Source organism: Methylomonas sp. Kb3 (assembly GCF_002834115.1).
Lineage (GTDB): Bacteria > Pseudomonadota > Gammaproteobacteria > Methylococcales > Methylomonadaceae > Methylomonas > Methylomonas defluvii.
This window is the reverse complement of record NZ_PIZT01000069.1, coordinates 500,682-523,750: the sequence shown is the minus strand read 5'-3', so window position 1 is coordinate 523,750 and position 23,069 is coordinate 500,682. Positions and strand designations below refer to the sequence as shown.

Genomic DNA, 23,069 nt, shown 5'->3' with positions numbered 1-23,069 from the left:
TTTATTCCCTTACCGCCGCAGCCGATTCGGTATGCCATGCCATCACCCGGCCCTGACTATCCTGACGGCGGAATACGAACGCGCTATCGGTGTATAGATCGGCAAGCGCGTAGCTGCCGCCCTCGCGATGCGCCAGGAATAGCGTGTCGAGATAGTCCCCGTGCGCCTGTTGGCTGTGAATCCGCAGGGCACTGGCTATGGTATTGCCCACCGATTGACCGTGTTGGCTGACCGGCAGCTGTGCAAGCGTCAGCCGAGGAGGCGTCGATTGATAAGGAAACAGCATGGTCAGAAAGCAATAGTCGGCGGCATGCGCGGCAAACTTGACGACCGGAGCAGGGTATTTGACACCGTAGCTGGGCGAGACAAAACCCTGCTCCAGCGTTAGTTGGGTATCCGGTTGCGTGGGTTGCAGCATGAGCAGATTCGGCGAATCGACGCGCAAGCCGGCGGCATCGACTCGGGTGGTCGTACGTTGCAGAGCTAGCGCATCCAGATGAAACCGCAGTTCGTAGTCGTGGTTTTGCTTCGCGCGCAGCAAATCACAGATCAGCCAGTATTCGCCGGCGATGAACAGGATTTTGCGCTCGTGAATCACCGGATATTCATGGCTGGCGGCGATGCCGTGCAGATAGTCAAATCCCGGCCGGTGCAGCGCGCATTTAAATTCGCGCGCCGGTTCCGGGCCTTGAATCTTGTATTTGCGAATGTGCGGCGCATAAAGCGTCTGATTTTTGCCGTCCACCTGCACGGTGTTGTGGTAGCCCGTGCCGCGAAACACTACCCGCCAGTTGGTGTCGCCGGATTCGTCGTAGGTATAACGGCCCGGATCGACAATCAACGAGCGACCGTAAGCGGCCATTTCGATATTCAGTAAATCCAGATGGCCGTGGTTGCCGGCCCCCAGTGGCGCGCAATCGAAAAACAAATAGCGTTCGTCCTGATACGCTTCGCCTTGATCGCCCCAGCCGCTGCGCAAGATGCTGTAGCCGCTGGCGGTAAAGGTTTTCGAAGGCTCCGCTGGCGCTTGACCTTGTTGGCCGGCCATGGCGACATACAGCATCGCCTGATCTTGATACAGTGCATGGCCTTGGCGCAGCAAGTCCAGAAAATTGGCGCTGTCACCGTCGCTGATGGCCGGGATAAAACCGTCGGGTTTATGCGCATGCAGGCAAAAGTTCAGGGATTTTTTGATGGCTGCGTCCATGTCGGCCGGCAGCGCGATGTCGTTCAGCATCGCCAACTGCTTAATCCCCAGAAAGTTGCGCAGGACAATGTGGTGGTAATCGGTCGATAACTCGCAATGCACACCGTCGGCGAGCAAGTCGGTTTGCAGGTTGCGCTGCAATTCGGCAATCGAAAATTTCAACCATTCATCGGCACCGCGCAATTCCGGAAACACCACCGCCGCCAGAAAAATCGCGTAAAGCTCCAGGGTGCGGTGATTGCGGGCCGGGGTCAGGTTGTCGCACAGATAAGCCACTTGTTGTTGCAGCGAGGCCAGAAAATCCAGATGAAATTGCGCATCAATGGCCGGTTGGGTGGCCGCCGAGACGAAATAACGGTAGGCAAAAATCCAGTTTTGCACGCGGCGGCCGGTCACATCGCTGGAGAGAAAATCGATGGGTACGCTAGCTATCCAACGGCGGGTTAGCGCTTGCCATTTATCGCGGTAGCGCCTATCGCCGGTCTCTGCAAAGCGCCGGCCCAATCCGACTGCATAATAAAACTTGTGCAAAAGAATCTGCCATTCGACATCGGCGCTGGGGTTGCTCAGCCAATCGAAATCATCAGCAAGCTGATAAGGCTCGTGGTTGAAATCAAAGCGATTGCGCAATATGCCGTCCAGTTTTTCCGGGGTATTTTGCTCTTCGTCGATCACCGAAAAATAGCTGACATGCCGGCGGCTATGGAAATAAGTCAGCAAGTCAACCGGCGTCATATCGCAATACGGCGCCGCCAGCGCCTGCAGACGCGGGTCGGTATTAAGAATGTTCAGCACAGTAGACATGCGCTTCCACCATTTCACCGGCCAGGCAGGCGTCGAACAGGTTTTTCAAGGCTACCGTGGTGTGGCGGGAGTTGAAATCCCGGCAGACGGTTTGCCGCGCGGCTTGGCCCAGGCGCTGGCGCAGAGCCTGATCTTTTAACAAGCGTTCGATGGCATCGGCCATGGCTGCGGCATTTTTCTCCGGCACCAGCAGGCCGTTGACTTGGTCTTGAATCAGTTCCGGGATGCCGGAAATGTCGGTGGAGATGACCGGCATTTCCATCGCCATGGCTTCGACCAAGACGTTGGGAATGCCATCGCGGTCGCCGTTGTCCACCACCAGACAAGGCAGGGCAAACACGCTGCCTTGCTGATAAATGCCACGCAATTCTTCTTGCGTGACCGCGCCGGGCAGGCTGACCAGATCTTGTAAATCCAGATCGGCGATCAGTTGTTTGATCACCTGCGCGTATTTATCGGCCCCTCCGACGATGCGGCAGTTAAATTTAACGCCACGGTCGCGCAGCATCGCGCAGGCTTTGACCAGATAATCGAAGCCTTTTTTCTCGACCAGCCGCCCAACTGACAGAATGGTTGGAACAGAATCAGCGACGGATTGCTCGCGCGGCTCCGGCACAAACAAATCGGTGTCCAGGCCGTGATAAATCCGGTGCACGGCAATATCGCTGCCTTTGCAGGCGTCCAGATGTTGCTGATTGGCGCCGGTGCAGGTCACGGCAAATTTAGCGCGGCGCATTTTGATTTGCAGCAAATCGCCGGGATTCAATTCCTTTAGGTAAATATCCTTGGCGTGGGCGGTAAAGCTGAACGGCAGGCCGCTGATCCGGCTAGCGAACATCGCCACCGTCGTGGCGCCGTGGCAGAAATGCGCATGCAAATGACGAATGGCCGGATTCTGCAATACCGCTTCGGCGATAGTGCCGGCTTGCAGAAATTCCTTGATGAAAACGGTGCGAGGCCAATCCAGCCAGCTTTCGCGGTACTTGATCGACATGCTGAAACACTCCAGCAAAGCGCTGAGATAGGCGATTGGCCGCTTCCGGAACAGCCGGCCGTGGCTGGCCGTAAATTTCGGCAGGTTTTCCTTCAGCCAGACCCAAAAGCTGCGCCCGGTCAAATCGTCGGCTTGCGGCAGATAAGTTACCGGCGCTTTGATTTGGTCAACCACGGCATGGTGCTTTTGGCCCTCGAGTTGCTTGATCGAAAAGATCGACAGTTTGAGGCCAAAGGTTTCCAATAAATGGATTTCATTGGTGATAAAGGTTTCCGAGGTGCGCGGAAAGCCTTTGAGGATGTAGGCGACTTGCGCCTGGTTGTCGTGGTTTTGCATGGTGTAATCCATAAGGGGCCGTTCGGCGTTGCTCGCGCCGAGTGATGTATTCGGCAAATTGAGTTAGTCGGCGCTGGCGCTGCGAGTCGAAGCCCTGATCGTTGCCGGCAGGTTTGCCGGGCAGTCGTAAAGCAGGTCGCTGATCGACTGGCTGATGCGCGGCAAGCCGCCCATGTCGATTTGATACATCCGGCTGTGGTGGACGTTGGTGCGGCGCAATTCCTCGCGGACGGTATCCATCAGCAATTTGGGCGTCAGATTGTTGGGGTGAATGGCGCGCACCAAACCTTGCAGGGCCAGGCGTTCCGCGCGTATACACTGTTCCTGTGAAGGTTTGACGCGCGGCACCAAAATCGCCCGTTTACGCAGGGTCAAAAGTTCGCAGGTGGTGTTGTAACCGCCCATGCTGACCACCAAATCGGCGGCTTCCATGCAGGCCATCATGTCGGTGTTAAACTCCTGAATCACCACGTTACGGCAACCACGAGCCAAAACTTCGAGCTGGTGGCGGCGGCTTTCCGACATTTCCGGGCCGCAAATCATCAGGGTCATGGTGTTGTCGCCCAGATCTTGCCGATTCAAGCCTTCCAGATAATTGTGCAGCAATTGGTAGCCGTCTTCACCGCCACCTGCGGTCACCAGCACCAGTCGTTCCTGGGTACAGCCGATTTGCTGCCGAATATCGCCGGCGCGTTTGTCGCTGCGTTCGCGGGCGATGTAGCCGCAGAAATCGACTTTTTCGTGGCTGGCGTCGGGAAATTCGTATTCCTTGCGCATGTCGTAAATCTCAGGCGAACCGACCACCAGCACCTTGTCGTAATGGGATTGAATGGCGTCGTGATAGCCGTTTTTTTTCCAGACCGGTATCGTGCTTTCCGGACTGTCGAGGATGTCACGCAACAGCAAAACTAGCTTGGCACGGTGCCCGCGGCGTTGCATCAGATTGAGAGCCGCGCCCAATTCGTCGCTGACGCCGTAGGGCTTTTTATCGACCAAAATCAAATCGGGGTCGAAATCCAGCACTGCGCAGCGGATGATGTTGCTGCGCAGTTTGAGCAGTTGCGCGTATTCCATGTCCAGAAACTTCACCGAATAATCGCCTTTCACGCTACGCGACAGACACGGCAATTTGATGTAATCGATCCGGTCCGGAATCCGGAAGGCGTGCAACATCGGCGAACCGGACAAAATCAGCACCGAGACATTCGGGTCGGCATCCACCAATGATTTAGAAATAGCCAACATCCGCCGGATATTGCCCAGACCGAAGGTATCGTGGGAATACACAATGATTCTTTTGGATTGTTTGCTAAGCGTCATGGCCCGGATTCCTTTTGCTGCATCGTCACTATGCGGGCGCAAGTACTTTCCAGTGAGGATAATCTGACGCCCGGTTCAATTTCGGTAACCAGACAAAACCGTGGTTACGTGCAGCGTTTATTCCTGGGTAAACCAGCAAGGTTCATTCAAATCGGCATTTTCATCAAACTTTAATCTGGCGATGTTACCCGGCCTGACCAAAGATGCATGAACCTGGTTATTGCGCAGCATGTTTTAAACACGGTGGAAATAAATTGAGAAGGACGGAATCCGGGATTTTGAAGCGCTTCGGGAATGTGGCTCCAATGGTTTGGGCGATGTGCGAGTCGGCATTCGATCTACTCTGCGTTCAAACAGCGCAGCGGAATTAAGAGGTTTTTAAGCAAAAAGGCGAACAATCCGCTGCGACTGAAACAATCCCACAAAGGAGGATATATGTTCAGGCTTACAACGATATTGTTAATCGGCGTGTTATGGTCCGGAACCGCTTTGGCGCATGGAGATGATTGGGGACATGGCCACCATAGGCGGCATCATCACCATCACGGGCATGCTTACCGGCCATATTTTAGGATGCATGGCCCGGCAAGATTGGGCTATTACCCGCCCCCGCCTCCGCGTTATTTCGCGCGGCCGCCGCTGGACTATTACGGCTATCCGCCGCGGCCGATGCCCCGATATGATTACCGGGAGCGCTGGTGATTGGAGGCTTGCCGGGAGTCAAACGATTGATTGCTTTGACTCAGGATTAGAGATAACAGCCATTTGCATTTGGGGTTGGTTGGCACTTCCAAGCATCTGGCTTCAATCGGCCATTACCGGTCGATCAAAACTTTTTTTGAATGACTGTTTAGCCCTGAAATTGCTCGGTCATAATGCTGCATTCTGCGGATTTTGGGGAGAGCCAGCGAGCAAATTTTCCGTAGCAGTGTTTTATTAGCTTTTATTCTGATTGCTCTTCTCCCAAATTGAAATAATTGGCTGTATTATATTTAATCCTTCAATGCCATTTACTGATACCTCTCCATAAGTTATTCCCTCAACACCCCTTGAAAATGGGACCATAAAAAAATATCCCTCACCTGACTTGTTGACACCAATTAGGTTTAAAGCCTCTTGTCTATCAGGGCAGTCAGCAGCATGTCTATGTGGATAATTTGGATCAAATGGTGCTGTCCAAGCCTCTGAAACCATCAAGAATTGGTTTGCACCGATCTTTTCCATTTCCGAAGCAACAAGTCTTAATGTACGATACTTGTCTGTTTGGTCCTCATTCCGTAGCTCTTTAATTGCAACAATTTTAGAGTCAACAAATATGACAACTAAGTGAACATGATATCCATCTTTCTTTAACACGAACATCGCTTGCTCTAAGAACAACTCACATAATTCTTTAAAATTGGTTGGATTAATTTTTTTATTTAAAAATGGAGAGTCACCATACCGCTCCTTAGAATTCTCAGCATCTGTTTTTGTTATAGTAATTGATTCTTGGTGCATTTGAGTTGGTACAAGATCATCGTCCTGAACTTTCATCCAAATAGAGCGAGTCTCTGAACCTTGATACATACAAGGTGGAATCCTTGTTTCGTTTATCCGGTTAATTTCATCATCGGTAGCACCAGGTGCATCAAACAATAATTCAGCTACGGCTATCCAGCATATACCTAGTAATTCAAGAAGCTCATAATCTGGATAATTTGAGTCAATCCATTTTCGTTGTAGCTTCACATAAGAGTTTTCTAAAACTTCTTTTGGCATTCCGGAATCTATTGTTTTTTGAAAAATTTCCTTACTTGATATGTTCACCTCATAATCTTGCTCAAAAATTTTTACTTCACCCGCTAAATATGAGCCAATAACTTCAATGCGAAGCATACTTTTTAGTTCTAAATCACCTTGCTTAACAATGTAATTCCTTGCTGAGACCAACCACCTTAGTGACTTGTTGGATCGCATTCGATCTTGCCAAGGCTCATACCATTCATCAAAACCTTCTATTCCTCGTTTATTACTTTGAAGCACAAACGTGACATTACGTAATTCTTGAATGCACGAATTTATCAGCATGCGAAATGCATTTGGATCAAAATACTGTTTGTTTGCATTGTGCCAATGGGCTTGAGCATCAAACAATCTTTTGATTGCGGGTTTTATTGCTTCATTCATAGAACTAAATAAATCTCCGTTATTGATGCACCAAAAAAGCTAACCCTGCAAAAAAAAACAGATGTAAAAAGCACGTTGCGGTTTTTACGGTCCGAGTAAATTTACCTTGGTATGCACATCATTCTGCGTATTTAAACAGAAAATATTCGATTTGATCCAACTCGCAACCAATAAGAGTAGATTGTGCTTTTGCGAATTTTAAGAAATCGATATAAGCCTTTACTTTAGATTCTGCTTGGATTGTTACAAATTTCAAGCAGCCAACATTTGATAGATTAATTTTAACTAAACCTACAGATACGCGATTATCAAGTATTAGCGGGTAAGTATCTGTGTTTTCCGACTTACCGAGGAAATACAAATGTTTTGTGAGAAAGCTTGGGCCACACCAGTTAATATTCTTCTTGATTTTCGAGTAACTTTTTGAAATATCATTATAAGTTTCACTTCTTACGTCGCGTAACGTGCTTGAAAAAGTATCACTTGCAAACATTTCTCTAACTTTAAACGGACCTCTTGTGTCCCTTCTACTATTTTCTGGAGCTTCATGCCCCCAAATCATTGCAGCTAAAAACTTTGTTTCCAAATCAACGTCGGTTTTATAAAACTCTATTATTTCTTGGCGGCCAAATTTGATGCCTAATTTTTCTTTTACAAGATTTAACCTGCCATTTACTTGTTCGTTATCTTTGAATTCATCATCCCAGTATGAGTAGTCACAACTTACAAGAAATTCATTAACATTTAGATTTTTTATCTCTCCGTAGAATTTTTTATCAATATCCATTTCTTACACTCTCCTGGCTAATAATCGGGAATCTTTCCGTTTATCATCGATGATAAATAACAACGACCGGAATTGATCAAATTGCAACCATTGAATCAAGCTAAACGACAGGCTGCAACGGGTCGATAGCGGTAAGTCAACAATCTCAATCCTCCCGCTTTGCCCTGAACACCAGACTTCCCTGTTGGTTATTCAGCCGCAACTTGCGCAAGACAGAAATATTTTCAGCTACCGGCCAAGATGATGTTTGGACCTGATAATGTATATAGCGGAAATACAAAGGGGACAGCAGCCAGTTTGCCAAGCTTTTACAAAAACCTTAGCCACTGCCCCTTAACTTCAGCGGCGACTCAAACCGCCACGCCTTGCGCATCGAACAAGCCTTCGAATAAAGCAGAGCTCAAATAGCGCTCGCCGGAGTCCGGCAGTACCACCACTATGGTCTTGCCGACATTTTCCGGCCGTTTTGCCACCCGCACTGCCGCCGCGACCGCCGCGCCGCAGGAAATTCCGGATAACAAGCCTTCTTCCCGCGCCAAACGCCGCGCATATTCAATCGCTTCATCATTACTGACTTGTTCGACGGCATCGATCATGGATAAATCCAATACATCGGGCACAAATCCGGCCCCTATGCCCTGAATTTTATGCGGACCCGGTTGCAAATCTTGACCGCTACGGTGTTGACTCAATATCGGGCTGGCTTCCGGCTCCACGGCAATAGAAACGATGGGTTTGCTTTGCGTGAGCTTGATATAGCGCGATACGCCGGTAATGGTGCCGCCGGTGCCGACGCCGGCCACTAAAATATCGACCGCACCGTCGCTATCGTGCCAAATTTCCGGCCCGGTGGTTTGTTCGTGAATTTGCGGGTTGGCGGGGTTCTTGAACTGCTGCAACAGTACGTAGCGTTCCGGATCGGAAGCGACAATCTCTTCGGCCTTGGCGATGGCGCCTTTCATGCCTTTGGCGCCCTCGGTCAGCACTAGCTTGGCACCGTAAGCCACCAGCAATTTGCGGCGCTCGATACTCATGGTATCCGGCATCGTTAAAGTCAACGGAATGCCGCGGGCGGCGGCGACAAAGGCCAGTGCGATGCCGGTATTGCCGCTGGTTGGCTCGATTAACTCTTTGCCGGGTCCCAGCAGGCCGCGCTGTTGCGCATCGTTGATCATTGCCGCGCCGATGCGGCATTTCACCGAATATCCTGGGTTACGCCCTTCCACTTTAGCCAATAGTGTGACTTGAGCGCCGTCGGTAATGCGGTTAAGCCTGACCAGCGGTGTTTTGCCGATAGACTGCGAATTGTCGGGATACCAATATGCCATAACATTTTCCTTCAAAATGGATAGTCCAAAAAAAGCCAGTGCGCATTGACCTGCACTGGCTGTTTGTGGGGTTGAATTAAGCTCATACCGCTAAATCAGAAAAACGTGCTGCACACGCCCTGAATAGCCGTAGTACCACAGCTCCAAGATTGCGCCTGTTTGAAGATTTTTGCAACCTGCAGCCAGGCGCATCGTGCATCCCTGGGATAGCCGGCCATCAATCAAAGACAGTAAATTCAAGCCGCAAGAAAGCTCCGCCAGCCAAAGCCTAGCGTTACCGGAAAGTAATTGAAGGTTGGAAGAATGATCCTAAATGCGCACACCGGTGAAGGCATGCGCGAAATCGGCAGAATTTACTTTTTGGATGTTCTGATAATTGAAGTCAGATGACGACCGCATTGTGCACAAACGAAGTTTCCGGTGGGTACGCCGGAGACATATTCTTTGGCTAAGGACGGGTGGTCGCAGTGCTCGTCATTTCTGCTTTTAGTTGATGTATCTAATTTCTTTGCGTCCATAATCTTCCCCTTGCTTTACGCATACTTACAGGATTATTTAACAAATTTTTTACGTTAAAAGTTAAGCAAAAAACATACACACAGAACACAAGCTTATGTACTTAAAAGACTTTTAATAGCCGCAGACCAAACCCAGCAAAAGTCGAACCGTCAGGTGTAAATTTTCTCGACTTAGCCATTGACGCTAACCATCCGCTTTACCGATACAACAGCCGCTTAATACGCCAATTTGCAGAATTTGAGCAGCTAATAGAGTGAAATCGAAAAAATCAACTGAACCAGTTTGTTTGCTTGCAAAAAAGCTGCTGTAAAAAATTCCGACAGCTGATAAACGCCGGGGATCTGGCCGGCTACCAGGGAATTTACCGGGCCAAATACCATTATTCAAGCCGCCGGACCGCGCAACCATTTCGGAAAATAATCAATGTTCGGCAAACCGACAGGCACAAAAAAGGGGCTCGTAAGCCCCTTTTTACGATTGCGTGGAGCAGTTTATTTAACCGCTTCAGCAATTTTGTTGAACGCTTCAACCCGTTGCTTGCCGGTATTGGCTAAATCGATGCCATTCTCGACGATCATTTGAATCAAGCCCGGTGTGCTGTAAACGATTTTGCCCATGTAAGCCACTACCGGCACGGCAACAATCGCACCGAACAAGGTACCGATACCTACCATATGTAGCATTTTGGTAATCAACACCACTATATCCAGCGGCAACAAAATCAAAGTACCGAAGTACAACAATACGATGAATGTGAACAGCGCGAACACCACAAACTGCAGCAGTCTTACCAATGCGACATTAAGGTTTTTCATGTTAATTTGTCTCGAATGAATGAAGAATCTTTTGCAAACACAGGCAACGAACTTGTTTTTCGTTGCCATTTCAGCCGGTTAGCCAACTGGCGGCATTATAAAATAAAAGCCCTACTGTTTCTTGCTTTTTTGCCGACTAACCGTGGCTTGGACGCCTATTCATCTGACTGGAATTGATATGCCGCGGGTTTCTTTTCGATAAAAAACGGATGCAGCAAAGCGCCGGCAACGAAACCACCCAGATGCGCCCACCAGGCCGAATCTACTGCGACATTATCTAAAACCGCTGCGGTGAATACATCGCCGATTTGGATAATCACCCAGAATCCAAGAAAGGCTATCGCCGGCACATGGAAAAACAGCGGATAAAACAGGATGGGAACCAGTATCACTACGGTAGCTTGCGGGAAGCGAAAAAAATACGCCCCCAACACGCCGGCGATGGCGCCGGATGCACCCACCACCGGCACCGCCATCTTGGGATAAAAATACCACTGCGCATAGGTTGCCAACAGTCCGCACAACACATAAAACGCCGCAAAGCGTTTATGTCCCATCAAGTCTTCGATGTTGTCGGCGAATATCCATAAAAACACCATGTTCATCAACAGGTGCAGGAAACCGCCGTGCAGGAACATATTGGTAAAAAACGACAGATAATGATCCGGCGGCAAACCAAAACTATAAGCCCAATCCGGATTGGAATAGCGAATCGGCACCATCCCGTACATGTAAACAAAGTGCTGCCCCATTTCGTCCGGCATAAACAGCATCGCTACGTACACTGCTATGCAAATAGCCATGATGCCCCAGGTCACATAAGGCTTGATGTTACAAGGTATCGAATCTCGAATGGGTATCATCTTGGGCTTCCTTCTGTAGTGGGCACAAAAATCAGAGGCTGATTAAAACTTTTCGTTCCAAGTCTTTTCCAGACGCTGCACCGAAACCGGATAAGCCGTTTTCAGTTGCTGCGCAAACAAGGACACACGCAATTCCTCCAAACTCCAGCGGAAGGCTTCGCGTTCCGGCATCGGCACCAAAGTCTTCATTTGCTTTTCGACATGCTGCCAAAAGCGTTGCGATAGCCTGTGCAGACCTTGGATGTCCGCCGAATCGGGCTTTTGCTTATCCAGACGACACTCAATGGCTTTTAAATAACGCGGCATCGCTTGTATCTGCGCCAACGGCGTATATCGTAAGAAACCACTAAACAGCAGCAAACTCAGTTGTTTTTCCAAGTCTTCCCGCAAATTTGGGCTGATGCCAGGCTGCTTCAATCGCTGTCTTACCGTTTGATAGTTTGCCATGATTTCCGTGACATGCTTGCCCACCTGATTCCCAACCGTGACCAGCGTAGCCTTTTTGGCCGCCAACGCTGCTTCGAACTGCTGTTGACTGCGGATCGCACTATCAGCAACAAACACACTGTTAAAGATCAAGAATAGTAGATCCTCCTTAAAATCGCCGCCCGGCCGTTCTGTCAACAACGGATGCTTGGGCAGTTGGTTATAGGCCAATTGCAAAGTAGCCTGGACCCCACTGTTTTTTAACAAATACTGCGCGTCCTTGCGGCATTGCAATTGAAACAATTTGGTTAAACCGTCGAAATGCGCCAGATCGGCCTTGTGCTGGGTATCTAGGATCTTCACCCCCACCGTTTCGCCTTCATCGACAATAGCCGGAAAGCCGATAAAAGTCTGGCCTTTTTGCATGAACTGCCAGGTCTCCGGCAAGTCGTCGAAGGCCCAGGCAATGCAGCCGGTATGGTTCATCTCCTCTTGCGCCAGCTTGTCGAAACTGTCGCCAGCCTTGGTGGCATAGTCGGCTTGCAGCTTGGCCAGGTTACGGCCATAACCCAAGGCCCGGCCATGATCGTCAACGATGCGGAAATTCATCTTCAAATGATCCGGCAAGACATCCGGCTGCCATTCATTCAAGGGTATCGACTCGCCGGTCAACTTGCGCAAGCGCCCGCTCAACCACTCGAACAACGAGCCTTTAAAATCCGGCTCGATCTCCAGGCAAGCCTTGGCGGTATTCGGTACAGGTACGAAATGTTTACGCAGATGCTTAGGTAGCGATTTGATCAACGCCGTGACTTTTTCTTCCAGCATCCCAGGCACCAACCAATCGAAGGGTGCTTGGCGGATTTGATTGAGCTGATGCACCGGCACGATGGCTGTAACCCCATCTTCGTCATGGCCGGGTTCAAAGCGGTAATGCAATTCGATAGTTAAATCACCAACCTTCTTGCTATCCGGAAAGTCCCAATCGTTGATCTTGCCGTCGTCGTGGCGGGTCAAATCCTCCTTGGTCAGAAACAAAATCTTCGGATTATCGCGCTCAACTTTCTTGCGCCATTGATCGAGGGTAATGCCGCTGACCACCTCGGCCGGCAGCTTTTTATCGTAAAACTGATACAGCCATTCCTCGTCTTCCACCAAATCGACGCGACGGCCCTTGTGCTGGATGTAACCCACCTCTTCCAGCAAGGCCTCGTTGGCCTTAAAGAACGGCGCATTGCTGTGATAATCATGATTCACCAGCGCGTGGCGAATAAACATCTCCCGCGCGGCTTTAGGATCGACATTTTCGTAGGGCACTTTGCGCTTGGCCTGCAAGGTCAAACCGTACAATAGAGTGCGCTCGTAAACCCCGCTGCGGCCGGCGTTTTTTTCCCAATGCGGGTCGTAGTAATTCCGTTTAACCAAGTGCTGCGCGGCAGCTTCTATCCATTCCGGCTCGATCTTGGCCACAGTGCGGGCATAGACCTTACTGGTCTCCACTTGCTCGGCGGCCATGATCCACTTCGGCCGCGCTTTGTGCTGGCCGGAACCAGGGAAAATGAAAAACTTCAGGCCACGCGCACCCAAGTATTCGTATTGTTCGTGGCGGAAACCGATGTTGGACAGCAAACCCGGCAGCAGCGCCATGTGGATTTGCTCGTAATTAGCCGGATTGCCGCTAGTTTTCAAACCCAAATCGCCGCGCGCCACCTGCATAATTTGAGTATGAATATCGTGCCATTCGCGCATACGAATGTAGGACAAAAAATTGTCCTGGCAGTATTTGCGGAGCTTGCTGTTGGTCAAATGCTTTTTCTGTTCTTCAAAGGCATTCCACAGATTCAGCAAACTCAAAAAGTCCGAATCTTCGGCCTTGAACTGGGCATGTTTGGCTTCTGCCTGCGGTAGCTTATCGGCCGGCTTGTCGCGTGGGTCTTGAATGCTCAAAGCCGATACGATGATCGCGACCTCGTGCAGCGAACCCAATTGCGCGGCCGCCAGCAGCATGCGCGCCAGTTTGGGGTCGGTCGGAATCTTCGCCAACTGCCGGCCGGTTTCCGTGAGATTGCCCTGCTTATCCAGCGCATCGACTTCGAACAACGAAGTCTTGCCGTCGCGCACCATTTTTTCATCAGGCGGCTCGACGAACGGAAACTCCTCGATGTCGCCCAACTTCAAGGCCGCCATCTGCAAAATCACCGACGACAGATTGGTGCGCAAGATTTCCGGTTCGGTAAATTCCGGCCGCGCCAGATAATCCTCTTTCGAATACAGCCGGATGCAAATACCCTCAGCCACCCGCCCGCAGCGCCCTGCCCTTTGGTTGGCGCTGGCTTGGGAGATACGCTCGATAGGCAAGCGTTGGATTTTACTTTTGTGACTGTAACGACTGATACGGGCATGACCCGAATCGATCACGCAGCGGATACCCGGCACGGTCAAGGACGTTTCCGCCACGTTGGTGGCCAGTACGATGCGCGGCTTGTTGCCGCTGGGTTTGAACACCCGCTCCTGCTCGGAAACGCTGAGTTTGGAATACAGCGGCAACACCTCGTAGCGGGTATTATTGTGCGACTTGCGCAAGGACTCGGTGGTCTCGCGAATTTCGTGCTCGCCACTTAAAAAGATCAGAATATCGCCGCGCATATCCCGATACAACTCGTCCACCGCATCCAGAATGGCTTGCTGCAAATCGGCGGAAGTTTCGTCGTCTTCCTCGATCAGTTCGATGGGCCGGTAACGCACATCCACCGGATAGGTACGACCGGAAACGTTGACAATAGGCGCATCGTTAAAATGCTTGGCAAACCGCTCCGGGTCGATGGTCGCAGAGGTAATCACCACTTTTAAATCGGGACGTTTTGGCAACAACCAGCGAAGATAACCCAGTAAAAAATCGATATTCAGGCTGCGCTCGTGCGCCTCGTCGATGATGATGGTGTCGTATTGATTTAAGTAAGGATCGTTCTGCGACTCGGCCAGCAGGATGCCGTCGGTCATCAGTTTAACCAGAGAATTGGGATGCGTTTGGTCATGGAAGCGCACCTTGTAACCCACCGCCTGACCGATGGGCTGGCCCAGTTCCTCGGCAATGCGGTCGGCGACGGTGCGCGCAGCAATTCGGCGCGGCTGGGTGTGGCCGATCAAACCGGTTAAGCCACGGCCGATTTCCAGACATATCTTCGGCAACTGCGTGGTCTTGCCGGAACCGGTCTCGCCGCAGACGATGGTGACCTGGTGGCTTTTAATCAGCTCGGCAATCTCGTCCTTCTTGCCGCTGACCGGCAAATCCGGGTAATTAATCACCGGCACCGAAGCCCGGCGCTGATTGCACCGCCCGACCGAACGCTCGATCTTATCCGCCACTTGCTGCACTTGTCCGGTCACATCCTTTCCTTTACTCGCCTCGCTGCGTAAGCGGTCGAGCTGGCGCTTCAAGCCGTGGCGGTCAGTGCCCATGCAGTTTTGGAGATTTTTGGCGAGTTGTTTCAGGGTGTCAGCAACAGACATGAGGACGGAGAATCTGATAAAAGCCCTGCATTATAAGGGCAGACGGGGCGGGTTTACATTTGACTTGGGAGAATTAACTTGGCTCCGGGCTGTAAAGTTTTGCCACATATTCCACTGGTTACCAAGCTCCAGCTTGGTAACCGAGGCTCGAAAGCTCCAGCTTTCTTATTAGCCAGGAAGCAATAGCTTCCAATATTTAGGTTCCATACGAGAGCTTGGAAACCAGAATCAACAATTCGCAGGCATTCATAACGGCACACCGTCGCGTTTAACATTTTCCAATAAGCGCGGATGCGCGGAGCTTTCCGGGCAATCCCATTTGGATTGCCAGATAGGCAGGGGCTGGATCAACACCCCGGTTTCCAGCAATACATCGTAGGCAATGTCCGCCAAAGCTAGCTTGGTTTCCAGGAATGGACCGGGCGCACCGGATAACAACACCGCCACGTCGGTGTCGCTTTGCGGCTGATAATCACCACGCGCCCGACTGCCGAACAGCAACGCTCCGACTAAACGGAACTGGCCAGCCGTACGATCAGAGAAAAGCCGCGCAGCCGCTAGGGTGTTAGGGTCGATTGGACGTGGAGGCATAGGTAACGGTAGATCTATAAAACCAAGCCGTATCTTACTATTAGCCGACTCATTGCGAATCGGAATTTTCGCTTAATCTCAGCTACTCCCCTAACATATACTCGCGGCCACGAATCCGAAAAATCAACTAGCTGGATCACGGGCCTAGCGCAGCTCCGCTACGCGCCTATTCTTTGGCCAACATCCGGTATTCAAAGTTTGATTGGATTTTTATCGGAGTGAACGTGGTCTTGATCGGAAGTCGCACTGTGAGGGCTTAGAAAAATCCAATCTTCGCCTTAACCTACCGAGATTAAACCCAATAAATCGCGTATTTCCTTCTACCAGCCACCGATTCCGATAAGATTACGCCATAAGCGAATCACGGCTTTTGGAAGTAGCAAATTGTCGCAATCGACCCGTTGCGGACAGCCCCCGATTTCTGGTGAGCGACTAATTTAGCCTTTACATTAGCCCATGGATCCCGACAGTTTGTTCACAATTTCAAGGTGGCTGTAGGGCGGATAAGCGTAGCGTCATCCGCCAAATGGGTTAAACTCTTTTCATGCCAAACTATCGACGCAATCGCATTCCTGGTGGCACCTATTTTTTCACCGTCAACCTGCTCGAACGGAAATCGATGCTGTTGATCGACCATGTTGTAGCGTTACGGGAAGCGGTACGAGTGGTACGGGAAAAGCAGCCATTTTACTTGTGCCCTATGGGTATATCGATGCTTGGGTGGTTTTGCCTGATCACATGCATGCAATCTGGACATTACCGGCCGGTGATGATCAATATTCCAACCGATGGCGGGCGATAAAAAAAGCCTTTTCGAAAGCGATACCAAAAACCGAATATCGCTCTGCAATCAGAATAAAACGCCACGAGCGTGGCATATGGCAACGTCGTTTTTGGGAGCATACCATTATCGATGATGCCGACTATGCGGCACATATGGATTATATTCATCATAATCCGGTCAAGCATGGTTGGGCGACAGCGGTTAAAGATTGGCCGTATTCAAGTTTTCACCGATTGGTCAAGATGGATATTTATCCATTAAATTGGGCGCGGTTAGATTTGGCATCATTCTAAGTGGGCGAACCGGATAATTGACGCATTATCGGCGGATGACGCTTTGCTTATCCGCCCTACGGCCCTAAATACTAAAAGCCAGCGCAAATTATTGGGTTTAGTTTTTCGATCACTTCAAATCGCTTTCCATCAGGATCAATACCGAACAAATTCCAGTTGAATCGATATAGTTTGCCACGAAAACATAGCGGTTCTTTTGTTATGGCAATGCTATCGATTAACTGCGCGATATTTACCGTACTCGACACAGGAATAATCGTCTCGCCATCTAGCTCGCCTCCTTTGCTTTTCTCGACGGTCAAATGATAGCAGCCTTCACAAGCAAGCATCTCGTATCGCGCACTGACAATTGACTCTTCAAGCTGAAGTTTAGATGCCACGAGTAACCCACTAATGGCCATGGCGGTTAAACCCAATATAATAATATTAACCTTCATTACTTGATAAGCCTTTGTATTTCATCATGTTCAATAATCCCTTTTTAGTTGTTTTTAAAAGTAATCCGCCATTGTGATAGATAGAACGTTTCCCACTGGTTACCAAGCTCCAGCTTGGTAACTGAGGCTCGAAAGCTCTAGCTTTCTTTATTTGCCGGGAAGCAATAGCTTCCAAGATTGAGTTTCCAAGCCAGAGCTTGGAAACCAGAATCCAACAGAGAATCAACCAAAACCAGCCCAGATTCTAGCAAACAAAATCACGCGCGCCCCCAAGAATGGCCTACGCTTTTCTTCTGCGGACCACACCCCATCCTCCGCAGTATCACAAACGCCAAAAGGAGATAAACATGAGTCAACATCTGATTTCTTTAAGCCTATCCGATAATGATCTGACCGACATAGACGCTGCGTTAAAGATATTGGAAGAACGCTTCGCCGGCTTCCTGGTCTTAACACCGGAAGAGCGCCGCACCATCCTGAAGATGGGTGATAAAACCGAAGCCTTCTGCCGCCAGACGCTGACGGTGGCCACCCAAAACACCCAAGCCATCCCGCCCGGCCTCGATATGGTCGAAGCGCAAGCCGATCTGGTGACGCTCGATAAACTCCGCCCTCGCCTGCACCGCCTGCGCGATTTATTGAGCAGAGGCGAAGATACCGACATGGCCCTGGGCAGTGATATTTATAGTTTTAGCCTGGATGCTTATGCCTCCTTGAAAATCGCCGGCAAAGGCGCAGGCTTGGAAACGCTGCGGCAGGCGATGTCTGTTCGGTTTAATCGCGGCGCCAAGGCCAAAACCCAGGCCACCCAACCTACCGGCTAAGCAAGATAAGCATAATGACTGCCCGGCAAGGCTTTCCGGCTTACCGCCTAAGCTTTATCCCTTGGCGGAATAGCTGAAAGCATAGCGCGCAAGCCTTTCCGCTAAAGCCGCAAGCTTATTAGAGCCACTCGCGACTTTCAAAGCCTTGCCCGCAAGGTAAATTGCTTCGCGGGCAAGGCGATTTGCAATAAACGCAAGCCGAAATGGCTTAAGCGCAAGGCCTTGAGGCCAAATCGCCACCTTATTTGGTTCGTGCGCTAGCTTCAATGGTTTGCGCGCAAGAAAAAAAGCCTTGCCCGCAAGGTAATCAATCTTGCGCGAATCCGGAAAAGCCTTGCTCACCACTCTAATTGGCTTGCGCGCAAAGCTCTGAATCTTGTGGGTATGGCAAAAACCGGGGGTATCCCGAATTTTTGCAAAGTGGACCGACCGACCTGCTTACGAAGACTTGCTTCAATCCAGTCTTACTCGGCCCGCAGTACCATCGACTGTCACTTTGTCGCCGTTCGTCAACGCATCCAGCACACCTCGGACGCTCATTACTGCGGGTAACCCCACCTCTCGCGCAGTCACTGCACCATGCGACAAGGGTCCGCCGCTTTCAGTGATCACAGCCGCCGCCTTATAAAATAAAGGCGTCCAGGCGGGATTGGTGGTACGAGCAACCAGTACCGCGTTGGCCGGAAAATCGGCGAAATCGTCCTGCGACAACACCTTAAATACCGCGCCGCTGGCAACGCCGGGACTACCGGGCAAACCAACAAAATCCCCGTCTTCAGCGGAACAGGCTTGTGACTTACCCAATTCCCATTCCGGTGAATGCTGCCTATGGTTTTGATAAGCCTGTTTTTCCCGGACTATGCTATCCGCCAAACAATGCCACGACTCGGCGTCGTTAACGCGGATTGTTTCCGAGAGCTGTTCGGCTCTGGCAAAGAACACATCCATCGCTTCCGTAATAATGCCCCTCGCCTGCAAGGCCACACCCAAGGCCCTTAAACCCTTACGGAACGGCAATGTCAGCCGTGTAGTCTGGTAATGTTCTATGTCGTCCAATGCGGTATAAACCCGCGCCAAGCGCAATAGCTCCTGAACAGGAAACCGCAAATCCTCCGGCAACCCGCCGATCAATTGCCGCTCGGTTTCCAACATCCGGATTTTCAGAATACGTTCTTTTTCGGCAGGATCTTCCAGGGTCGAGTCCAACATCATTTTCAGATTTTCAATCACCAGCCACGGCGCTTCCAACCAGGTCGGATGATAGGGATCGAACTCTACTTCCCGATGCCCATGATCCTGTAAAAAACGCTGGAAAGCGGCTGCAATATCTGCTTCCTGCATGAATCCGCCGGAAGCCAGAAATTGCTGGCCAGTTTGGGCGCGCAACGCTTGCACGAGTTTGGGGCATTCGGCTATCCGCCGTGCCAACCGGAAAAGCTCCCTATTGACGAAACCCGTTTTGGTTTCGCAGTACGCCAGCAAGCTATCAAAGGTCGTCGGCGCATCCGCTTCGCCAACCGCCGCCCCAACGATGCTGTAGACCAATTTGTAAAGGGTGCGCTGAGTAATGGAAATGGCAATATTAGGCAGAAAATACTCCGCACCCAGCTGCTTCACACGCAGTACAAAATCCCACAACTCGGGAATCGAGCGTCCTGTCAGCGGCTCGGCCATTAATTCGCCGAGGCCGAGTAAATAGCGATCCAAATCGCGCGACCACGCCATCGGTAATTCCTGCACCCAGGCATAGCGTTTGCGCAGTGTCGGTAAAGCAGACAGCAGTTCGGCAACCGAACGCACGTTCAATGAATTTGCGGTGCCTTCGGCATAAACTTCGACGGCATTCTGATTGCCGTATACATAATTATCGAACAAGGCGAACCACTTGCCGTGAAACGGCGGCAAGCCCATCAATTCGAAAGAATGCGACAGCGATTGGTGAAAACCCTCCGCCACCAAGTCCCAAGCCAGCGGCGTAATCACCGAGGGAAACCGCTCGGCGGATTCGTCACGGGTCCAGCGCGGCGGGATACGGGTAATCGGCCGTGCTTGCAACAGCCATAACTGTTCACCCTCAAAACCCCACTCTATATCCTGCGGATAACCGTAAAACTTTTCGACGCGGCGCATCAAATCGGATAACTCAGCCAATTCAGGTTCACTGAGACAAGGTAAATTAGCTTGATCATCTGACAAGTTCTCGCTGCGCGTACCGGTGCGGTCGGCGACGATGCATGAGGATTTATGGGCTAAAACCGCATCCAATACTCGCCCGGACGACTTATCCAGCAACCAATGATCAACTTGATGCTCACCGCCCACCACCGATTCACCCAAGCCAAAATTGGCATCCACCGATTGCTGCGCAGGATCGCCGGTAACCGGATTGATGCAAAACCCCACGCCGGCGACCCGATTGAAGGCCATTTTTTGCACCACCACCGCCATCGCGGTGTTAGACAAGCCGATGCCGGCCTGCAAGCGGTAAGCTATGGCGCGGGCACTCCACAGCGACACCCAGCAATCCCTGATGCGCGATACAATGTCGTCGATGCCGATGCAATTCAGATACGTTTCGTGCTGCCCGGCGAATGCGGCGCCGCCCAAGTCCTCGGCAGTGGCGGAGCTACGCACGGAGAATGCCGTGTCGCCCGGAAACTCAGCCAACATCTCCGCAATTGCCTGCTTCAAGCTTTCTGGCACCGGTAGCTGGATCAGCTGCTCGCATATACGTGTGCACGCCTGTTCCAAGGCCAGGGGTTCGTCTATAGGCAAATTCCGAAGCAAATCCGGCAATGCATCGTATTGCTCAATGAACGAGTAATAACCCTCCGGCGGCAACACAAAGCCTGGTGGTACCGCAAACCCTCCCTGAGTCAAGCGGGCAAGGTTGGCACCTTTACCGCCGGATATGGCAGAGTCGAGAGCAGACGGATGATGAAACTCAAACAGGGTTGGCATAGGTATCCTTCTTGCTGGGGTTAATGGCAGGGTGAGCGGCATGACGGCGAGCTTCGTACAAACCAAAACCGGCCAACGCCAAGCCGCTGAGGACATCGACAAAATAGTGATAACGCAAATAAAAAGTAGCGATCCATAAACCCAATATCGGCAACAACAAAATCCAGAACTCAAGGCGATGATGCCGTGCCGCAAATCCCAGTATATAAAGCGTCACAGCCACGTGTAGACTCGGCCAGACATCGACTTTATTACTGCCTTGTTCAACCATGGCTTGATTAAATGCCGTGACCGCGCCGCCGCTCAATTTGACGTTGAACAACTCCGGATAGGCCAGCCAAGGCCCGGCAGCCGGCACCAGCAGATAACCGAGAAAACCCAAGCCGTAAACCGCGAATAGGCCGGTGTAAAATTCCCCGAGCAATTCCCGGCGCCGGAAAAAATAACGCAGCAGGCTGACCAGCAATAATGGCATCAATAACAAGTAGCAAGCGCTCATTAGTTCGGTGAGCGGTGGGCTAATCCATCGTTCCAACCATACCGACGGCGTTTCCCCTATCAATAGCCGATCCAATGCCAATAGCTGGGCATCGAAGCGTACGCTCCGGACAGCGGGGATAGCCCCGGCCATGGCTTGATATGACACATTCATACCCACGGCCAAGCTGACGCAAATGGCCGCCAATAGCCCCCAACTGCGTTGTCTGGAATATCTGCGTGCCAATCCGGCCATGCCGGCCAACATCGGACAAAACAATAGACTCCAAACCGTCAGATGCGCGATTTCCATGGCTGAAACAGCGCCCAGATAGATACTGAAATAGCGTAAGGGCGGGTCGAGAAGTTTATTCATGCGCTTTGCGCTCCGCCAAATTCCGATAGGCTGTTACCAATACCGCCCTCACCTCAGGATGAAAAACCGCGTTACCGAGTGCTACCGTCAATTTACGGAATCGGTACCAAGCCAATACTCCAACAATGCTGATCGCGCCGTAAAGAACACACCAACTTGGTCCGGCACATAAAAACAAACCCACGCAGACGGTCACGAACCAAAATAATCCTACCGGCACACCGACGACCATGCGCCAAAAGGCAATAACATTCGGCTCGTCCGGCAGAAGCTGACTAGCGATATGCCCGGCAGCCAGCACCGGGAAATTCAATACGCTGAAACAAGCGATGACAGGCGCCAGCAGTAACCACTTGACTAAATCCCGCTGCCACAAGCGGAGCGGCATTAAAGGTAGGCCTTGATGAAGAAAAAGACCTTTATCCTTGGCCACTGCCTCCAACGCCCGTAGCGACTCGGATAAAGCAGGCGCTATCTGGCCCTCGAGTTTTTTTAAGTGTTCAGCGTAAGAAAGATCGGTACCTAAAATGCGGGCATAAGCCAATTTTTCTGCCGTTTGCTGAGCTTCGGTATCGACAAAATTAACCCCAACAGCCTCCAGGCCATCAACAATCGACTGGTGTATCGCTATCTCGTCGGCATTTTGCGGAATTATGGGTTCACCTATCAAAACCTCAACACGGCTTTGCCAGCGAGTAGGGTCTTCGTAGTGAACAGCCAAGGGTTGGATAATGGGCCTGACTCCAGCAGCCATGGCTTGGGCTACGATACGCGCGGCACCACGATTAAACGGTAAATGTCGGCAACCGAGCGAACTGGTGCCCTCCGGCATGATGAACAGTTGTCCACCCTCCTTCAGTAACTCTATACATTCTGCCAAGGCCTTGCCGTTATCGGCCTTAATGCCGCGAGCCTTATCCTTGGCACGGGCTACCGCGATACCACGGAACAAAAATCTGCCCAACGGTAAACGCTGCAGCTGCGCCGATACCATCGGCATGGCCAAAGGAACGGCAAGCGAATACGGTGCGGCATCGAGTGCGCCATTGCGGTGAGTGGCTACAAACACGACAGGGCCGCCTAACATTAGCCGCTCTTTGCCGATGACTCTTATTCGACTGAATGCCAGATAGCCAATACAGCGCCATATGCCGTAGTGGAGCAAACCCGCAATATTTAGATTCGTCATACTAACGCCCTTCCTTGTCAGGCAATATTCGTAGCACGAAATATAGCTGGAGAATCCAG

General features: G+C 51.0%; 19 protein-coding genes. 3 read left to right on the top strand and 16 right to left on the bottom strand.

Annotation, left to right across the window (positions count from 1 at the left end):
- Nucleotide 1 precedes the first annotated feature (1 nt).
- The 3 genes from CWO84_RS23495 to CWO84_RS23485 form a co-directional block, all read right to left on the bottom strand.
- The gene (locus tag CWO84_RS23495; RefSeq protein WP_101055580.1) at nucleotides 2-2,011 is read right to left on the bottom strand and encodes an alginate lyase family protein; all 2,010 of its coding nucleotides are present in this window, start codon (nucleotides 2,009-2,011) and stop codon (nucleotides 2-4) included.
- The gene (locus CWO84_RS23490; protein ID WP_165786421.1) at nucleotides 1,986-3,341 is read right to left on the bottom strand and encodes a glycosyltransferase family 4 protein; all 1,356 of its coding nucleotides are present in this window, start codon (nucleotides 3,339-3,341) and stop codon (nucleotides 1,986-1,988) included. The genes CWO84_RS23495 and CWO84_RS23490 overlap by 26 nt, the downstream gene beginning before the upstream one ends.
- Before the next feature lie 63 nt (nucleotides 3,342-3,404).
- Nucleotides 3,405-4,661 carry a glycosyltransferase gene (locus tag CWO84_RS23485; protein ID WP_101055576.1) on the bottom strand — a complete coding sequence of 419 codons (1,257 nt, stop codon included), beginning with the start codon at nucleotides 4,659-4,661 and terminating at the stop codon, nucleotides 3,405-3,407.
- A 514-nt stretch (nucleotides 4,662-5,175) separates the two neighbouring features.
- Between CWO84_RS23485 and CWO84_RS23480 the strand changes: the two genes are divergently transcribed.
- On the top strand, nucleotides 5,176-5,601 hold the full coding sequence (locus CWO84_RS23480) for a hypothetical protein (protein WP_133120727.1): 426 nt from the start codon (nucleotides 5,176-5,178) through the stop codon (nucleotides 5,599-5,601).
- Here the strand turns inward: CWO84_RS23480 and CWO84_RS23475 are convergent.
- From CWO84_RS23475 to CWO84_RS23445, 7 genes are all read right to left on the bottom strand, one after another.
- The gene (locus tag CWO84_RS23475) at nucleotides 5,598-6,830 is read right to left on the bottom strand and encodes a hypothetical protein (RefSeq protein ID WP_101055573.1); all 1,233 of its coding nucleotides are present in this window, start codon (nucleotides 6,828-6,830) and stop codon (nucleotides 5,598-5,600) included. The genes CWO84_RS23480 and CWO84_RS23475 overlap by 4 nt on opposite strands.
- A gap of 118 nt (nucleotides 6,831-6,948) precedes the next feature.
- A complete protein-coding gene (locus CWO84_RS23470; RefSeq protein ID WP_101055572.1) occupies nucleotides 6,949-7,617 on the bottom strand; it encodes a hypothetical protein in 669 nt (222 codons plus the stop codon).
- A 350-nt stretch (nucleotides 7,618-7,967) separates the two neighbouring features.
- On the bottom strand, nucleotides 7,968-8,945 hold the full coding sequence (gene cysK, locus CWO84_RS23465; RefSeq protein ID WP_101055571.1) for a cysteine synthase A: 978 nt from the start codon (nucleotides 8,943-8,945) through the stop codon (nucleotides 7,968-7,970).
- 1,010 nt (nucleotides 8,946-9,955) lie between these two features.
- Complete coding sequence (locus tag CWO84_RS23460; RefSeq protein ID WP_033158040.1) at nucleotides 9,956-10,279, bottom strand: hypothetical protein; 324 nt, start codon at nucleotides 10,277-10,279, stop codon at nucleotides 9,956-9,958.
- 155 nt (nucleotides 10,280-10,434) lie between these two features.
- A complete protein-coding gene (locus CWO84_RS23455) occupies nucleotides 10,435-11,142 on the bottom strand; it encodes a rhomboid family intramembrane serine protease (protein ID WP_033158041.1) in 708 nt (235 codons plus the stop codon).
- A 42-nt stretch (nucleotides 11,143-11,184) separates the two neighbouring features.
- Nucleotides 11,185-15,078, bottom strand: coding sequence for an ATP-dependent RNA helicase HrpA (gene hrpA, locus CWO84_RS23450; protein ID WP_033158042.1), 3,894 nt, complete (start codon nucleotides 15,076-15,078; stop codon nucleotides 11,185-11,187).
- Nucleotides 15,079-15,324: 246 nt separating this feature from the next.
- The gene (locus tag CWO84_RS23445; RefSeq protein WP_101055570.1) at nucleotides 15,325-15,669 is read right to left on the bottom strand and encodes a nucleotidyltransferase domain-containing protein; all 345 of its coding nucleotides are present in this window, start codon (nucleotides 15,667-15,669) and stop codon (nucleotides 15,325-15,327) included.
- A gap of 738 nt (nucleotides 15,670-16,407) precedes the next feature.
- Between CWO84_RS23445 and CWO84_RS25275 the strand changes: the two genes are divergently transcribed.
- Nucleotides 16,408-16,746 carry a transposase gene (locus tag CWO84_RS25275; RefSeq protein WP_346426977.1) on the top strand — a complete coding sequence of 113 codons (339 nt, stop codon included), beginning with the start codon at nucleotides 16,408-16,410 and terminating at the stop codon, nucleotides 16,744-16,746.
- A 71-nt stretch (nucleotides 16,747-16,817) separates the two neighbouring features.
- Here the strand turns inward: CWO84_RS25275 and CWO84_RS23435 are convergent, their stop codons facing one another.
- Together CWO84_RS23435 and CWO84_RS24235 are read right to left on the bottom strand one after the other, a co-directional pair.
- Nucleotides 16,818-17,183, bottom strand: coding sequence for a hypothetical protein (locus tag CWO84_RS23435; RefSeq protein WP_101055568.1), 366 nt, complete (start codon nucleotides 17,181-17,183; stop codon nucleotides 16,818-16,820).
- Nucleotides 17,173-17,358, bottom strand: a complete 186-nt coding sequence (locus tag CWO84_RS24235; protein WP_133120726.1) for a hypothetical protein — start codon at nucleotides 17,356-17,358, stop codon at nucleotides 17,173-17,175. Before CWO84_RS24235 ends, CWO84_RS23435 begins: the two co-directional genes overlap by 11 nt.
- 172 nt (nucleotides 17,359-17,530) lie before the next feature.
- Here CWO84_RS24235 and CWO84_RS23430 point away from each other — a divergent pair, with 172 nt between their 5' ends.
- Nucleotides 17,531-18,007, top strand: coding sequence for a hypothetical protein (locus tag CWO84_RS23430; RefSeq protein WP_101055566.1), 477 nt, complete (start codon nucleotides 17,531-17,533; stop codon nucleotides 18,005-18,007).
- Nucleotides 18,008-18,061: 54 nt separating this feature from the next.
- Here the strand turns inward: CWO84_RS23430 and CWO84_RS23425 are convergent, their stop codons facing one another.
- The 4 genes from CWO84_RS23425 to CWO84_RS23410 form a co-directional block, all read right to left on the bottom strand.
- Nucleotides 18,062-18,349 carry a hypothetical protein gene (locus CWO84_RS23425; protein ID WP_133120725.1) on the bottom strand — a complete coding sequence of 96 codons (288 nt, stop codon included), beginning with the start codon at nucleotides 18,347-18,349 and terminating at the stop codon, nucleotides 18,062-18,064.
- A 111-nt stretch (nucleotides 18,350-18,460) separates the two neighbouring features.
- Nucleotides 18,461-20,968 (bottom strand): PEP/pyruvate-binding domain-containing protein, encoded by a 2,508-nt coding sequence (locus tag CWO84_RS23420; protein ID WP_101055562.1) that lies wholly within the window; start codon nucleotides 20,966-20,968, stop codon nucleotides 18,461-18,463.
- The gene (locus CWO84_RS23415; RefSeq protein ID WP_101055559.1) at nucleotides 20,952-21,821 is read right to left on the bottom strand and encodes a phosphatase PAP2 family protein; all 870 of its coding nucleotides are present in this window, start codon (nucleotides 21,819-21,821) and stop codon (nucleotides 20,952-20,954) included. Before CWO84_RS23415 ends, CWO84_RS23420 begins: the two co-directional genes overlap by 17 nt.
- Complete coding sequence (locus CWO84_RS23410) at nucleotides 21,814-23,010, bottom strand: 1-acyl-sn-glycerol-3-phosphate acyltransferase (RefSeq protein ID WP_101055556.1); 1,197 nt, start codon at nucleotides 23,008-23,010, stop codon at nucleotides 21,814-21,816. Before CWO84_RS23410 ends, CWO84_RS23415 begins: the two co-directional genes overlap by 8 nt.
- Nucleotides 23,011-23,069: the final 59 nt, after the last annotated feature.

Excerpts from the sequence above, each read along its gene's own strand:
- CWO84_RS23495 (WP_101055580.1), bottom strand. The coding sequence starts at position 2,011 with ATGTCTACTGTGCTGAACATTCTTAATACCGACCCGCGTCTGCAGGCG.
- CWO84_RS23490 (WP_165786421.1), bottom strand. The coding sequence starts at position 3,341 with ATGCAAAACCACGACAACCAGGCGCAAGTCGCCTACATCCTCAAAGGC.
- CWO84_RS23485 (WP_101055576.1), bottom strand. The coding sequence starts at position 4,661 with ATGACGCTTAGCAAACAATCCAAAAGAATCATTGTGTATTCCCACGAT.
- CWO84_RS23480 (WP_133120727.1), top strand. The coding sequence starts at position 5,176 with ATGGCCACCATAGGCGGCATCATCACCATCACGGGCATGCTTACCGGC.
- CWO84_RS23475 (WP_101055573.1), bottom strand. The coding sequence starts at position 6,830 with ATGAATGAAGCAATAAAACCCGCAATCAAAAGATTGTTTGATGCTCAA.
- CWO84_RS23470 (WP_101055572.1), bottom strand. The coding sequence starts at position 7,617 with ATGGATATTGATAAAAAATTCTACGGAGAGATAAAAAATCTAAATGTT.
- cysK (WP_101055571.1), bottom strand. The coding sequence starts at position 8,945 with ATGGCATATTGGTATCCCGACAATTCGCAGTCTATCGGCAAAACACCG.
- CWO84_RS23460 (WP_033158040.1), bottom strand. The coding sequence starts at position 10,279 with ATGAAAAACCTTAATGTCGCATTGGTAAGACTGCTGCAGTTTGTGGTG.
- CWO84_RS23455 (WP_033158041.1), bottom strand. The coding sequence starts at position 11,142 with ATGATACCCATTCGAGATTCGATACCTTGTAACATCAAGCCTTATGTG.
- hrpA (WP_033158042.1), bottom strand. The coding sequence starts at position 15,078 with ATGTCTGTTGCTGACACCCTGAAACAACTCGCCAAAAATCTCCAAAAC.
- CWO84_RS23445 (WP_101055570.1), bottom strand. The coding sequence starts at position 15,669 with ATGCCTCCACGTCCAATCGACCCTAACACCCTAGCGGCTGCGCGGCTT.
- CWO84_RS25275 (WP_346426977.1), top strand. The coding sequence starts at position 16,408 with ATGCATGCAATCTGGACATTACCGGCCGGTGATGATCAATATTCCAAC.
- CWO84_RS23435 (WP_101055568.1), bottom strand. The coding sequence starts at position 17,183 with ATGAAGGTTAATATTATTATATTGGGTTTAACCGCCATGGCCATTAGT.
- CWO84_RS23430 (WP_101055566.1), top strand. The coding sequence starts at position 17,531 with ATGAGTCAACATCTGATTTCTTTAAGCCTATCCGATAATGATCTGACC.
- CWO84_RS23420 (WP_101055562.1), bottom strand. The coding sequence starts at position 20,968 with ATGCCAACCCTGTTTGAGTTTCATCATCCGTCTGCTCTCGACTCTGCC.
- CWO84_RS23415 (WP_101055559.1), bottom strand. The coding sequence starts at position 21,821 with ATGAATAAACTTCTCGACCCGCCCTTACGCTATTTCAGTATCTATCTG.
- CWO84_RS23410 (WP_101055556.1), bottom strand. The coding sequence starts at position 23,010 with ATGACGAATCTAAATATTGCGGGTTTGCTCCACTACGGCATATGGCGC.